Origin of the sequence: Fictibacillus sp. 26RED30 (genome assembly GCF_015903845.1) — a bacterium.
Taxonomy (GTDB): domain Bacteria; phylum Bacillota; class Bacilli; order Bacillales; family Fictibacillaceae; genus Fictibacillus; species Fictibacillus phosphorivorans.
In genome coordinates, this window is the sequence record NZ_JACZDV010000001.1 from 300,269 (window position 1) to 314,725 (window position 14,457).

The 14,457-nt window shown below is 37.0% G+C and carries 15 protein-coding genes; 13 read left to right on the top strand and 2 right to left on the bottom strand.

The annotated features are described in order from the left end of the window. Nucleotides 1-68: 68 nt before the first annotated feature. Nucleotides 69-1,100 carry an ImmA/IrrE family metallo-endopeptidase gene (locus IHV11_RS01430; RefSeq protein ID WP_197129619.1) on the bottom strand — a complete coding sequence of 344 codons (1,032 nt, stop codon included), beginning with the start codon at nt 1,098-1,100 and terminating at the stop codon, nt 69-71. Beyond that, nucleotides 1,078-1,473 (bottom strand): helix-turn-helix domain-containing protein, encoded by a 396-nt coding sequence (locus IHV11_RS01435; protein ID WP_197129622.1) that lies wholly within the window; start codon nt 1,471-1,473, stop codon nt 1,078-1,080. Before IHV11_RS01435 ends, IHV11_RS01430 begins: the two co-directional genes overlap by 23 nt. 135 nt (nt 1,474-1,608) lie before the next feature. Here IHV11_RS01435 and IHV11_RS01440 point away from each other — a divergent pair, with 135 nt between their 5' ends. From IHV11_RS01440 to IHV11_RS01500, 13 genes are all read left to right on the top strand, one after another. Next, nucleotides 1,609-1,866 carry a helix-turn-helix domain-containing protein gene (locus tag IHV11_RS01440; RefSeq protein WP_312035278.1) on the top strand — a complete coding sequence of 86 codons (258 nt, stop codon included), beginning with the start codon at nt 1,609-1,611 and terminating at the stop codon, nt 1,864-1,866. 82 nt (nt 1,867-1,948) lie between these two features. Then, on the top strand, nt 1,949-2,212 hold the full coding sequence (locus IHV11_RS01445) for a group-specific protein (RefSeq protein WP_197130003.1): 264 nt from the start codon (nt 1,949-1,951) through the stop codon (nt 2,210-2,212). Between the two features lie 26 nt (nt 2,213-2,238). Then, on the top strand, nt 2,239-3,126 hold the full coding sequence (locus tag IHV11_RS01450; protein WP_197129628.1) for a phage replisome organizer N-terminal domain-containing protein: 888 nt from the start codon (nt 2,239-2,241) through the stop codon (nt 3,124-3,126). Beyond that, complete coding sequence (locus IHV11_RS01455; RefSeq protein WP_197129631.1) at nt 3,032-3,946, top strand: ATP-binding protein; 915 nt, start codon at nt 3,032-3,034, stop codon at nt 3,944-3,946. Before IHV11_RS01450 ends, IHV11_RS01455 begins: the two co-directional genes overlap by 95 nt. A 517-nt stretch (nt 3,947-4,463) precedes the next feature. Further along, on the top strand, nt 4,464-5,177 hold the full coding sequence (locus tag IHV11_RS01460; RefSeq protein ID WP_231607358.1) for a hypothetical protein: 714 nt from the start codon (nt 4,464-4,466) through the stop codon (nt 5,175-5,177). Next, entirely contained in the window at nt 5,161-7,047 is a 1,887-nt protein-coding gene (locus IHV11_RS01465) for a type IV secretory system conjugative DNA transfer family protein (RefSeq protein ID WP_197129634.1), read from the top strand. Before IHV11_RS01460 ends, IHV11_RS01465 begins: the two co-directional genes overlap by 17 nt. A 5-nt stretch (nt 7,048-7,052) precedes the next feature. Continuing rightward, complete coding sequence (locus IHV11_RS01470) at nt 7,053-8,015, top strand: conjugal transfer protein (RefSeq protein WP_197193534.1); 963 nt, start codon at nt 7,053-7,055, stop codon at nt 8,013-8,015. 13 nt (nt 8,016-8,028) lie between these two features. Further along, the gene (locus IHV11_RS01475) at nt 8,029-8,253 is read left to right on the top strand and encodes a hypothetical protein (protein WP_231607359.1); all 225 of its coding nucleotides are present in this window, start codon (nt 8,029-8,031) and stop codon (nt 8,251-8,253) included. A 36-nt stretch (nt 8,254-8,289) separates the two neighbouring features. Beyond that, on the top strand, nt 8,290-8,706 hold the full coding sequence (locus IHV11_RS01480; protein WP_197129641.1) for a TcpE family conjugal transfer membrane protein: 417 nt from the start codon (nt 8,290-8,292) through the stop codon (nt 8,704-8,706). After that, nucleotides 8,703-11,144, top strand: a complete 2,442-nt coding sequence (locus IHV11_RS01485) for an ATP-binding protein (protein WP_231607360.1) — start codon at nt 8,703-8,705, stop codon at nt 11,142-11,144. The genes IHV11_RS01480 and IHV11_RS01485 overlap by 4 nt, the downstream gene beginning before the upstream one ends. A 20-nt stretch (nt 11,145-11,164) precedes the next feature. After that, nucleotides 11,165-11,503, top strand: coding sequence for a hypothetical protein (locus IHV11_RS01490; RefSeq protein WP_197129644.1), 339 nt, complete (start codon nt 11,165-11,167; stop codon nt 11,501-11,503). Nucleotides 11,504-11,517: 14 nt separating this feature from the next. Continuing rightward, nucleotides 11,518-13,347, top strand: coding sequence for a CD3337/EF1877 family mobilome membrane protein (locus IHV11_RS01495; RefSeq protein WP_197129647.1), 1,830 nt, complete (start codon nt 11,518-11,520; stop codon nt 13,345-13,347). Nucleotides 13,348-13,359: 12 nt separating this feature from the next. After that, complete coding sequence (locus IHV11_RS01500; protein ID WP_197129650.1) at nt 13,360-14,448, top strand: lysozyme family protein; 1,089 nt, start codon at nt 13,360-13,362, stop codon at nt 14,446-14,448. Nucleotides 14,449-14,457: the final 9 nt, after the last annotated feature.

Here is a 14,457-nt window from a genome sequence, read left to right on the forward strand (position 1 = left end):
TATTTTTGCTCTGAACAAGACCTGATTAATAATAAAATTTGCTTTTAATAAGCAATTAATTTTTATGATTAATTCTCTATTTTTAATAACCCATCTGCAAAGTATGTAGAGGATGAACCGCATCTGTGACAATAACGAGATGTCTTATGAAGTAATTCACCACAACCTCCATGGAAATCATGCCATTTAATATTCATGTGTGAATCTTCATAAGCATACCCAGAACACTTGTTTACTAAATAAACACCGCATTTATTGCAGTAATTTGAACCTGAAGGTAAATCTCCATTTTCGCAATTAGGGCACACATTATGAGTCTTGTTCAAATTTTGACTTGTTATAATTGCCGTATTCTTCAAATCACTACGGTAAATATTTTCTTCCTTTCTTAGATTATTGCTGTTGCAGCTTGGACAAAAGACTGCTTGAGCATTTGAAAAGAGATAATTACAGCTCATGCATCGTTGAGTATTCTTAATCTTAAAAATGAATTCTTGAAATAATTGGATAACAGGATGGCTTGGAGAATACTTGATACCAAATTGAGCACCTTGCTTTATAAACTTATATACATTTATAGAAGCCTCACTTGATATGTCGCATAAATTAGAAATGTCATTTGGGTCATTGATCTTTAGTTCGTTTAAGACTGGAGGAGGGGCTAATAGTTCTCTTGCGAAGCAGTTTGCTTCACTTTCAAATTCGTTGTATTCATCTTCTGTAAGTGAACTTCTAGCCAAGGAAGAATTATTGCTGATTTTGTTATGATTCATGACATAATGTCCAAGTTCATGGGCAAGAGTCCATCTTTTTCTGCCCTTACTAGGTATCTTATCGTTGTATAAAATCAAATACTCATCTAAGGATTCATAATATAAACAGCATCCTTCATGACTGTTTACGAGATTACAAACTTCTTTATGTGAAAATCCTCTCTTTTTTGCAAACCAAGAATAAGTTCTTATTTTGAGATTTGGGAAACTGTTCACGATTTGTTTCACCCGAACAGGCAACTCTTTTATAGTACTATTCTTTAAGACATTATCTGCAGATTTCTGTGCTTTAACGAAGTCGGCTTTATAGGTCGTCTTCTTCGTCAAATTCATCACCTTCTTCATTTTCAGTGTCTAGAAATGAAAGCTTTAACATTTTTATCATATTTTCAAATCTTTCTCTGTCCTTACCGGTAAGTTTGTTTCGTTGTCTTTGAATCTGTTTTAAATCATTGTCTTCTAATGAGAATTTTGAATAAGGATCATTTGTACTTCCCAGCAAATAGTCCGTTGTTACATTAAAGATTTCGGACATCTCCAGCAACGCACTACCAGGAGGTACTACTCTTCCGGCTTCATAATTTGCTACGTTTGATCTCTTCATATCCAATTTCTGTGCAAGCTCTTCCTGTGACAACTTATTATCCTGCCTACACTTTTTAATTCGTAATCCAATCACTTTTTTTCTTTCTTCATTCATAAGTATACCCCCAACTAAAAAAAGTTTATTTAAATGACGTTTTATATATTGACACGCTTTTAAATGACGTGTTAAGCTTTAAGTGTCATTTAAAAACACAAAATGAAATGAGGTGATATTTTGGAGAACGCTAATGTGCGCCGATTACGTTTTCGATCACTACGCCAAAAGCTTAATATTTCCCAACGCCAATTATCTATAGATCTTAATGTTAGCGAAAGCCATATTAGAAATATTGAAAGTGGCAGAGGTAATCCTGACGCAAAACTATTATTTAAGTTATCGAATTACTTAAATACAACTCCTGAGTATTTATTTCCGGATTTAGCTGACGTTAATGTTAAAAGGTTTGTTAAAGAATCGTATTGTCATTATTATAAACGTTCCATTTGATTACCTCAACAGGAGCTGACTTTTGAAAAGAGGAGGATTCTAAATGTCAAATCGTATTATGCAGTTAGAAAGATCCCCTAAGTTGTTAGAAGTACAAGTTGATGAGGAAGCAATCAAAGAAATGTATTACGATGCAATCGAAAAAAGAATGGAGAAGCTTGATACTGAGTTGGTGTATTGGGATACAAAAGAACTAAAAAGGCGAACATGTATGAGCTGGAATACCATTCTTAATAATTTCTTTTATGAGAATGAATTTCCAAAAATCAAAGTTGGTGGGAAGTGGTATTTTCCAGCAGCGGAAACGAAAAAATTCCTGAACAAGTGGTTATTACAATTAAGATAAATCATTTGAATAAGGAGTGATTCAAAATGGCTGAAGTGAAGTGGATCAAACTTAGTACGAACATGTTTGAGGATGAAAAGATCCGGTTGATTGAGAACATGCCTGAATCTGATATGCTTCTGATCATCTGGATAAAGCTTTTGTCTCAAGCCGGAAAAACAAACGCCAATGGTTACATCTACTTGAACGAAAACATTCCCTATACAGATGAAATGCTGGCTACCATTTTTAATCGTCCGCTGAATATTGTCAGACTTGCACTAAAGACATTTGAAGACTTTGGGATGATTGAAATCAGTCATGAAAACTTTATCGCTATCAGTAACTGGGAGAAGCATCAAAATGTCGAAGGGCTTGATAAGATTAGGCAGCAGACACGAAATCGTGTGGCTAAACATAGAGAAAAAAAGCAGCTTGAAGCAGGTAACGATACATGTAACGTTACAGTAACGCATAGTAACGCAACAGATATAGATAAAGAATTAGATATAGAAATAGATAAAGATATAAATATAGAAAATGCATTTAAGAACACGAAAGAAGAAAAGAATGAGAACAAAACTACAAAAGTGCATGAATACTTCCAAAAGCATATAGGAAAGGCATCTCAAAAAATTATAAATGAGATAAATGTTTGGACAAAAGTATTGAATGAAGAGCTAGTGATAGAGGCAATAAAAAGGTCTGTTGCTTGTGATAAAGCTTCGTGGACATATACAAGAGGCATACTTTCAAAATGGGTTAAAAGCTATGTTCAAAGTTTAGATGATGTGAAATCCCTGGATATTCAATTTGCAAGTCATCGAAAGGAGATTAATAATGGAAAGTCGTCTGAACCATATAATCGAATCTCTATGTCAAAAGCATTTTCAATTACCGGCGGAAAGGTTGGTCGCATCCGAAAGGCTAGATGATTATCATTGTACAAAATGTAAAGACAAAGAGATCATCTTTTATCGTGTACACAAAGATACAGAATGGCATTGGAACTCAGGTACACAATCTTGTGTTCCTGCCAGTAAAGTACCTGAGTCTGATTATTATCTTGGTAAAGTCTGTGGTCCTGATAATGCATGGGAATGGCATGATAGCTATTCTGAAAGGTGCAGCTGCATCAAACAAAAAAATGTTGAAAAACTTCTTCGGTCATCAGAAATCACAGATGAATTCAGTAATAACAGCTTTAGCAACTTTATCACAGAAGGAAAGGATCAATTGATAAAAGATGCTTATCAATGTACCCAGGAATATATCTTAGACTTTAGTGATATCCGGAGAATGAGAACAAACAGTATTGCCTTGCTCGGACAACCAGGTGCGGGTAAAACGCATCTTCTGACTGCTATAGCTAATCATTTAATCAAGAAGATGCAAATATCTGTTCTATATTTTCCATATGTTGAAGGCTTTGATGATCTAAAAGACGATTTTGAAAAGCTAGAAGAAAAGATGGTTCGGATGAAAAAGGTAGACGTACTCTTCATTGATGATCTATTCAAACCAGTAGGGCAACTAAGACGACCAAGAGCAACGGAATGGCAGATTGAAAAAATGTATGCTCTTATCAACTACCGCTACTTAAACCATCTGCCAGTATTAATTTCATCCGAATTAACAGTGGATGAAATAGAAGCAGTGGACGAAGCGTTAGGATCGCGACTCTATGAGATGTGCAGGAACTATATGGTCATCATCAAAGGGGATAAGAAGATTTTGAACCGGAGACTAAGCTAGGAAACAAATGTGTGTATTTCATTTATTTTTATAATTAAATAATTTATAAAAATGTTTACTTGTTTTTTAATACATTACAGGTTTGTGCTAAAATTCCTCTCCAAAGGTCATTAAAAATGTGTTTAAAATGTGCGAAATCAGCCTGATTTTCATTTTAAAGGTGAAGGACGTCCGTATCCATTGACTAGTAAGGAAAATCCACCTTGTTTTTCCAGGCTATCGCCGTGGAAATCCCGTGACCTCACACCACCAACATCATGTGTTGTGAGGTCACGGGAGCACAAGGTGGAAAGACAGATGTATAAATAGAGCGGACGTCCTATTGTTGTATATATTTGACTGTGATATTATTCCAGTATAATTTAGGGATTTAATAGATTTTAAAGAGAAGTGATTTTTGAGTAGAGGAGGTGGGTAAGTTCAAGGTCAAGAGATTTAAAAGAAGCTAATGATTTTTAGTTGTTGATCAATTGTCGATTTGGTTAAAGATTGAAGGGAGGATTTCTTTGGAGAGGAAATGATGCCTATGAATCTGTTAGCCGAAAAACAAGAAGAAGTACTGCAAGTTATCAATCGCTTTGGAGTCATTACGACAACTCAGCTCTCAGCTTTTCTAAAGGGTAATATTTCACATGTCACGGTCTATCAAACGAAGCGCAAATTGCTATCATTAGGTTTTTTGACTGAAGAGAAGATCGGTTATCAATTGATCTTAGCCATGCGCCCAAGCGGTGTCGAATATCTCGGAAGTTCATTAACGCGGTTTACAAAATTTAACTACTCTACCCTTAATCATCAACTCGTCATGATCGATTGTATCCTAGCACTTAAAAATATTGCTGAGAAAACAGGCCAGCCATTTGAGTTCATCACAGAGCGTGAACTTAGGAGTGAGTATATCGAGCAGAACTTTACTAAAGCAGACCGAAGAAACACAACATTGTTAAAGAGAATCGCGGATCGCATTCCGGATTTTGTACTTCTGGAGAATGGTGAAAGGATCGCATGTGAAGTAGAACTCACCCGAAAATCTTCAAAGCGCTACATCGAAAAAATGAATCGTTACCGAAATGAGATTCTTAACGGTCAGTATAACCAAGTCAGGTATCTGTGTGAGAATGAGTGTATCCGTGATACCGTCATCTCTTATGCGCAACAGACAGGAATAGTCAGCGATATGTTGCAGCTGGAGTTGATAAGGAGGTTATTGCACTTTGCCGAAAAGCAATGAAGACTTAGGAAAAGAATTCGGATTAGGCATTGCGATGTTGATAGGTGTTTTTGCTTTTTTTCCTTTATTAGTTTTTTCTCTACCTTTCTTTATCTTATTTCGTATCGTAAAACAAAACAGGATTCACCTTTCATGCGCTGTGTTAGGATTGATCAGTTTTTGTTTTATCGTCTACACTAATCCTTATAGTTATTTAGGTTTGTATGGCGTTCTGCCTTTTGATGTTACATGGTTAGAGCGAATCGTAAAACAGAAGATGGAGTTTACAAATACTTCTTTGTTTTTGTATATGTCAGGGGGATTATTCGTTTCATATGGCTGGTCACTGATGACGGATTACCACCGTTCAAAACGAGTAAAATCAACAGAGGAAAAACGGGATACATTTAAATCGTCTTCACACTATCAAAAAGTGAAAAAGAACCGGTTCCAACTGACACTAAAAGCGCAAAAGAAATGGAGGAACCAGAAGGAACAAGATCAGCTGCTTCTTGGAATAACCGAAAATGGGAAGCCATACTACATGGATTTTAAAGAGATCAATCAACATATGTTTATTCCTGCCACAACAGGAGGTGGGAAGACAATTTTACTTTTAAATTTTGTAGAGTACGCACTGATAAAGAACCTGCCCTTTATCTTTATCGATGGGAAGGGATCATCTGAAAGTATTGAAGAAGTGGAAACTTTATGTAAACGATACGACAGAAATTTGAAAGTGTTTTCTGATAAAGGGAAATTAACATACAATCCTTTGAAGTATGGAGGACCAACCGTTATTAAAGATAAACTGGAGCAGTTAATTGAAACAGAGAGTGATTATTATTCTTCCATTTCAACGTCTCTCGTTCAGGCTCTTATTCAGTTTATCGATGATTATGAATTTACCCGGGACTTATGGACGTTTGCAAAATATTTAGATCCAAATGAAATTCTTGAAGTATTAAATCAAGATGTTATCGAAGTGGAAGAAGAAGAACAAGCAGAAATGGCAGTGGTAAGCACTTCCTATTCTTCATTTTTGCCAACTAAAGATACGAAGAAGCCAGAGGGGAAAGCTCCAAAACAAAAAGTAAAACCAGTAAGAAGCAAACGGGCTGAAAAAAATTATGAACGTTTGTTTAAACGGTACCGTCATGAAGAGGCAGGAGAGAATCATTTATTCAAAAATGCTTCATCCGTTCGTACGCAGATCTATCTCTTGTTAGACAGCGAGTTAGGGCATCTTTTTGAAGAGACCGATAATAGTCTGGATCTAATCCGAATCAGTGAAGAGAAGGAAGCATTATTTGTCAGTTTTGATGGATTGATCTATGACAAGTTTATCAAAGTCATCGCACGTTTTTTAATACTAGATATTAACTATCTGGTTTCATATCGGAACCGTAATCAATTAAAAGATCAACCCATCCTCGCAATCTATGATGAGTTTTCAGTCTATGCAAATGATAAAATTGTAGATACCGTAAACAAATCACGTTCTGCCGGTTTTCATTGCATCATCGCGACTCAAACGCTAGCCGATCTTGAAAAGAATGATCCGTACCTTGCCAAGCAAGTTGTAGGGAATACGAATACGTATGCCATCGGCCAGACCAACAATCCAGATGAAGTTGATTCCTGGGCAAACACACTTGGCACATTCAAAGATATCGATCTGACGATCACAACTGAAAAACAAGAAGGTCGTTTAAAACGAGTTGATTTAAAAGCCGACAAAGGTACACTGCGGCATGTTCAAAAATTTAAGATATCCCCCGACGAAATAAGAGATTTACGTCAAGGACAATTTATTTTTGCTAGAAAGGCATCAAGAGAATCAGTTCACCCAGAAATCATTTATGTCCGCCATCCGTTGGCAGAAGGTTGAAGGGAGTGAATCAGTCTATGCTTTTTTCTAAACAAAAACAATCCACTTCAAAAAACAAACGCCGTTTATCCTATTCAAGAAAAAACGCTGCAAAAACAGCGTCTATCCTCTTTTTTTCTGTTATGTTTCTATCACTGTTATTCAATGTGGTTTTCTTTACGAAATATCAAGCCATCCGAAATTCCGTCAAAGCCTCTGAAGAAAATGTTCATGACCAGCTAAAAGAAGTAGAGAAAACTAATCTTTTGTATTCTGATTCTATCGAAGTGTTTACCGAAGATTTTCTAAAAAGTTATCTAACTGTACCTAAAGACGAAAAAGAACGCCAAGACCGTAAAGGTGAGCTCTCAGAGTACTTTGTATCAGGATTTGATTTAAAACGTGTCGCAGATTTGAAAGATTTTAAAGGAGAGCGACGAGTCACTGATCTGCAATACATTGATACAAAACACCTCAGTAACCGTGAAGCGAAGGTCAAATTTCAGACTGTCTATGAAATTACTGAGGTTCAAGAAAAAGACGGTAGATCAATTCCGAATACTACTAAATACGAAACAGATATCATAGTTCCAGTAACAAGTAACGGAGAGGGTTTTGCGGTCTATCAGAACCCCAATATGATTCAAGAAGATTTAAAGACTACCATGTCTTATGAAGGGAAAATGCCGGAAGGAGAACCGGTCACTTCTACTGAAACAAAACTCCTGGAGTCTTTCTTAAACGATTTTTTCACTTCATATGGAGTGAGCGATGAGAAGTTGCCATTCATGGCTGACGTTACTGGGGGGTTAGAAGACCAGACACTTCAAGACGTGAATGTGCGTGAAGCCGTGAAAATGGATTCTGGATACACGGTAAATGCTGATGTTCATTACCAGAACAGTGAGACATCAATGAGTGATCTTTATTCTTATGAGTTAAAGCTTGAAAAAGAAAACAATAAGTTCTTTATTACTCGAATCGAATAGGGAGGGAAAAACGATGATAAATTTTAGTCTTCAGGAAGTGACTCAAAACCTGATCTCGCAGATTGGCTTCTTAGTCCTTTTAATCATGGTCATTCGGGCATTAGTCGCTTATACAAGAGAAGATTGGGGTCAGTTCTGGTCAGGTCTAACGCTTGGTTTATGCTGCTTGGTCGTTGTCTTTTTCGGTCCGCAACTACAAGAGCTAGCAAAAGGTCTCGGAAATGCGTTGTTTCAATAAACATTTTGGTTCGTAAAATGGATGGAGGAGAGTGGGATGAAGGGAGAAAATTATACGCAGGAATACAAGTACCCCATCAAAATCTACCGAATCTGGTCGATTGAATTCGCCAACGGACTTGAAGTCAGAAAGATGATCTTTGCTATCGTTCTTGCAGCCGTTCTTTTATTATCTTTTGTACTTGTTGGGATTAAAAATGACACCAATCTGTTTCGTTTTTTCGTAAAGAACTGGCTGATACTTTTGACCGTTATCCCAGGTGTGATTACATTCATTGTTTTCAATCTGAAGTATGACCATAAAGGGGTTATTCCTTTTGTTAGAGACCGTATTACTTTTTACAGAACAAAGAACATGTCTTATGAACATTTTATCGAAGTAGCAAGTGACCAATTGGAGAAAGAAATAACGTTTGAACCATTTCTTCTAAAAAAAGAAGGTGAGAGCCATTGAAAGACGTATTGGAATTTCCAATCGCACACCGTCATATGAATATGGCGTTTAACAAACGCAAGCAGGTTTGGGCTTTTTATCGGCTCGATGAAGAGTATGTCAGATTAAACAGCGATAACGACTTTAAACGCTATATGGAAAACACGGCTGCATTCTTAACACAAGAAGAATATGATTATCACATTATGATTCTTCCAAAGAGATTTGACTTTGACACATTTACGAAAGTGGTAAATGAGCATATTGTTCAAGGTGAGTTTTCAGATATCGGACATAAGTACTTCAACCGTGCTTCAAGGGTATTACAGGAAGAAGTGTTCTTACATGAATACGATGTATATGTAGGCGTTCATTTGAACAAAACAGATGATGCAGTATCCGCAAACGCAGGTGAACTAATCTCCCTCTTTTTTAAGAGAGTAAGAGAAGATGTTTCTAAAATGATGTTTTTTCAGACGCAGGCAGAAGATGATTTTAGCTATTACGAAGAGTTGGAACGTACCTTTAGTTCTAAAGCTTCCAATCTTAAACACCTCCAAAAGCTAAGTGAAGATGAGATGGATAAACTGATCTATTATATGTTTCATCGGACCAGTGATCTTTTTTCGATACCTGAAGGTTCTTATAATCTAACAGAGGGTGTCATTAAGAACGAGTACGGCTACTTAACCGTTACACACGAAAATCATAAAGAATTTTTAACGTTTCTGCCTTTCATTGAAATGCCGGCTTTTATTGAAGGTTATCGTTTCATTCAAGATATATTAGAGAGTGTTTCGTTTCCTGTTGAAATACAGATTCGATATCATTTTAAGGAAAACGGATCTAATGCTCGGCAAGTGAGAAAATTAAAACGTCGATTCACAAACTTTGATCGTGAAATTCAATCCACTCATACCGCAGACGATGACCGAATTGTCGAGATGGCATCTGACAGACTAACAACCTTACTTGATGATGTAAAGTCCAATAAACGGCAGCTATTGTTCATGACATTTACGCTTGTTGTCTCAGACGTTAGTAAAAATGGATTGGATGAAAAGATAGGAGCTCTTCAAACATTATTTAAAAATACGGGGTTTCAAGTCACAAAACCTCTGGTAGACCAACTTACTCTTTTTTCACAAAGCCTACCAGCTTCATATGTGGATTATCAGTACTTCGAACAAGTTGTCGATGAATCTTATCTGGCACAAACTGGGATGAACTTGAACAATCGTGTAGGAAATCGGTTTGGCATGGTTCTAGGGAAAGTGGTAACTGGAAAGAAATTATCTCATGTGGAACAAGCGAGAGAGATCAATAATAACGTAGTCATCTTTAATCCCCTTTTGACCAAAAAGGCAATCTCAGGAGCTGATCATACGAATGGGAACATCCTGATAACTGGTCCCCCAGGCAGCGGAAAGTCGATGCTTGTTAAGAATTTCTTTACTTGGAGTACCTTTTTTGGTTCAAAAGTGCTCTATATTGATCCGAAGAATGAATTTCAACGGTATTATCAAAGGGCACTCAAGAAATTTGGTGAAATTCCAGAATTTCGCTCGCTATACGAACGTATCAACTTTATTCATCTTTCTGAAGATAGTGTGTATCACGGTGCTCTAGATCCACTCGTCTTTTTAAAAGGCGACCAAGCGATTCAAACAGCAATGATGATTTTAAATACGTTAGCAGAAGTTAGAGGATCTCGTGATGAAAGTGTAACAATCTATGACGCCATCATTGACGAAGTTAACCAAGAAAGTAATCCTACTCTAACAGGAGTACTTCAAAGAATTCAGAAGAAAGATCATACGCTTGGGAAATTCATTGAAAAATATCGGCACGGACTAGGGAGAATGTTATTTGGAAAGGAAGATTCTAAAGGACTTGATTTTCAAAAGCAGATTAATGTACTAGGACTACAGGGGCTGCGTTTGCCTGCATCTGAAAACATGAACGAGGAAGAACGTATCGGTCTTTGCCTGATGATGTCAATCTCTAAATATGTTCATACTTTTTCTACCAATCAAGAGGAAGAAGCCATGATCATTTTTGATGAAGCATGGACACTCAAACGATCAGCAGATGGACAGAACCTTATCGATGAAATGTTACGAACAGGCAGATCACTGAGAACAGACATTGTTCTTGTTACACAAGCATTCGATGACTTCAATGTAGACACCACTAAAGAACAGATCGGAATCAAGTTTTCGTTCCGTCCTAAGTCAGATGATTCGATCAGACCTATCTTACGTTTTTATGATATGGAGGAAAACCAAGCAAATATCGAAGTAGTCAGTTCTCTGAAGTCGGGTATGTGTCTATTCCAAGACCATCTTGGCCGCAATCAAGCCATCGCAATTGATATCCTGTTTGACGAATGGTTTGAAGCATTCAAAACGACTGAAAAAGAATCACAAGCCGTACAAATGGAAGAAGCTTTTCGCTGAACATGAGAGGAGAGAGTCTTATGAAAAAAATGATTTTAATAGGATTAGGGGTTTTCCTTTTAGGAGGATGTGGGACAAACGAACTTGGACTTGATGGAAAAAAGACTCATGAAGCCGTTTCAAAGAAAGCACTGGAACAAAAAGTAATTAAGGATGGGAATTATTCTGCAGAAGATATTCAGCTAGTAAAAGCTTGTGAAGCTATCGAAAATGGAAAATCAGAATTTAAGGGCGATTATATTGTTTCCTGGAAAACGAAGGATGATAAATATAATAGAGATTTTATTATGAAAGATTATAAAATCTCCTATGGAACAAATAATTATAAATCTAACTCCGATCAATGTGTTAATTACTAGAGGAGGTGAAGGATGTGAAACATCCATTTTTCCTTTCCTTCTTTTTCTTACTTCTGCTCATATTTCAATCGAGTGTGGTTTTTGCAGAAGAAACGGAAAGAAAGGCGAAAGAACGAGATGAATCTGCGTATGAGTTAATGTCATACGCGGATGATGGCTGGTGGGATGTCGCAGCGAAAACAGGTTCGGCGACTGCAACTGCGGTGAAAAACTTTTTTTGGATGATCAATATTGTACTTTCACAAATCACGATGATGGTCGTTTATCAACTCTTTTCGCTCGATGTAGTGGACATGACAAAGGATGCCGTCCATGAAATAACAGCTGGAACTGCCGGCACCCTTACATTTAATTTTGGCTTGTTTGCACTGTCTGTAGCTTCCATTGGAATCGTTGTAAGATCCTATATTCAACAAAACTGGCAGGCGTTCTTTAAACTATTAACTCTAATTCTACTAAGCCTTACTCTCCTATTTTCCATTCAATCTAAGAAGTTCAATTATATCGACCTTGCACATGGTCTTTCTACATCACTAGAAAATGCTGTAATGAGTGTCAATCCAACTCTTAATGATGATGATGCTTTTCAGTTTAATAGCTTTGATAAGAACACAGCAAAAAATGTTTCTATTGGCATTGAGAATAAAGTATTTGATGCGTTAATCTATAAACCTTACCTACTACTACAGTATGGGACTACACAGGAAAAGAAGATACTGGCCGAAGATACTAATCGAATCAGTGACTACTTAAAAGCAGACCCAAGAATTGAGGAAGGGGTAAAACAACGAGAAGAAATTGCTCAGAAAGAATATGATCAATACGATAACAAAAATATCTTTGCGGGTAATGGATGGAAGCAAGCCGGTTACATTCTCGTTATGATACTTTCAACGGTTATACAAGGTGTCGTGTTTTTCTTTATCGCATTAATTCGTGTGATGCTGCAGTTCGCTTTTATCATGATGCTGCTTTTAGCACCCATCATGATTTTTATCAGTCTGTTTCCAAGTTTTGAAGCACTGGTTGGCAGATACCTGAAAGGGACAACCATTCTCATTCTTTTTAAGTCAGTGACGATGTTCTTTGTACTAGTGGCGACTAGTTTTATTTCATTGGGGTATGAGATGACAAACATGTCGGATGACATTTATTACAGAATCTTTATTCAAATCATGTTTTGTGTGGCAATCGTCTTCATGTACTCCAAGCGTCAGTTTGCTCTTAGTATGTTAGAGGGTGCTACACCAAATCTTCATCAAATGGGGGCATCTACTTTAAATCGTAAATCTATTAGTAAAGCAAAACGAGGTATGCAAGGTGCTGTTTCACAACTTCGTCAACCTATAAGAAGATTCTCAGCAATAAAAAATACAAATACCAATGATCAAGACAGCTCTTCAAGCAGACATTCAGGAAACGTTCATCCTATTCGTCCCAATGGAAAGACTAGTAGTTCCCATTCAAGAAGCTTTAAATATCCCAACCAACCCAAACAAGACACCGCTGTTGCCATGGAACAATCATCTTCCCATTCTTCATTCTTACCATCCCAATACCGGAAACCGAAGAAATTAAAACATCAATCATTCAATAAGGATGAACAGAATTTCTTAATGAAAAATAAGAAAACTTCACCATCCAATCAAATCACTAACCCTGACAAGAACGAGCAATTAAATGCACGTAAACAAAAAATAGAATCGATGACCTCTCCTAAACGGACTCAATCTTCAGCAAGAAACCCGTACCAAATAAAAGATAAGACTTTCGAAAATCAATTGGAGCAGACCCATGGAAAGTTAAATCGAACACCCCGACTTCGTTCGTCTAGCAAGGATTAGGAGGGATGCCAGTTGATAAGACAAGCTGTAGAAGTAAAAGTGAAGACAGCCATATGGGTATTGGTACTGAAATATCTGCTACCTATCATTCTATTTATTGGACTGCTTTTCGGAAGTGCCTTTATGGTATTAATGATGGCTGATCAATTATTTGGTGGTAAAAACAATACGTTAGAAGAAGGAACGGCTAATGTCAGTCAAAATGTCCTTAAACATAAAGCAACGGTAGAGAAATACGCAAAAGAATACGAAGTGAGCGAATATGTCAGTGTTCTACTTGCTATTATGATGCAAGAGTCGGGAGGAAAAGGTGACGATCCAATGCAAGCGAGTGAAAGCTTATGTGGAAGTGTTGGGTGTATTAAAGATACTGAAAAATCTATTGAGCAAGGTGTAAAGTACTTTTCTGCAATGCTTAAGGAAGCAGAGGGTGATTTGAAAACGACCATTCAAAGCTATAATTTTGGTAGTGGCTTCATCGACTATGTGAACCAAAATGGAGGGCAGTATACAAAAGAGCTAGCGATTGCATTTTCACAACAACAATATCAAAAGTTAGCACACACTGGACTTTATAGCTGCGTACGCCCTGAATCTTTAGCGGAGCAAGCTTGCTATGGAGATATTGGCTATGTGGATGCCGTTTTGCAGTACTATGATTACACTCTTCCTGCTTCAGGAAAGGGGGATTGGTCGTCTCCTATAAAAGGTTTGAAGAACGTAACCAGTGGATTCGGATGGAGAACTTGGTCTGATGGTAGCAAAGAGAATCATAAAGGTATCGACTTTGGTTGTATCAATCATGTAACACCTATTCATGCAGCAAGTGAAGGAAAAGTCGTTTATTCTGGTTTTCATAAAAATAAAAACGGAGCTGCAGGTTATGGGAATTTAGTTATATTGAAACATGGAGATAACTTATATTCCGGTTATGCTCACTTATCGGAGGCGAATGTTAGAAAAGGTGAATCGATCAAAAGCGGTCAGAATATTGGAGTTTGCGGTAGCACAGGAAATTCAACAGGTCCCCATCTCCATTTTGAAATTAAAGAATCCAAATGGAGTAATCACCTAAATCCACATACTCTACTGGGTTTATAGGGAGGAGGA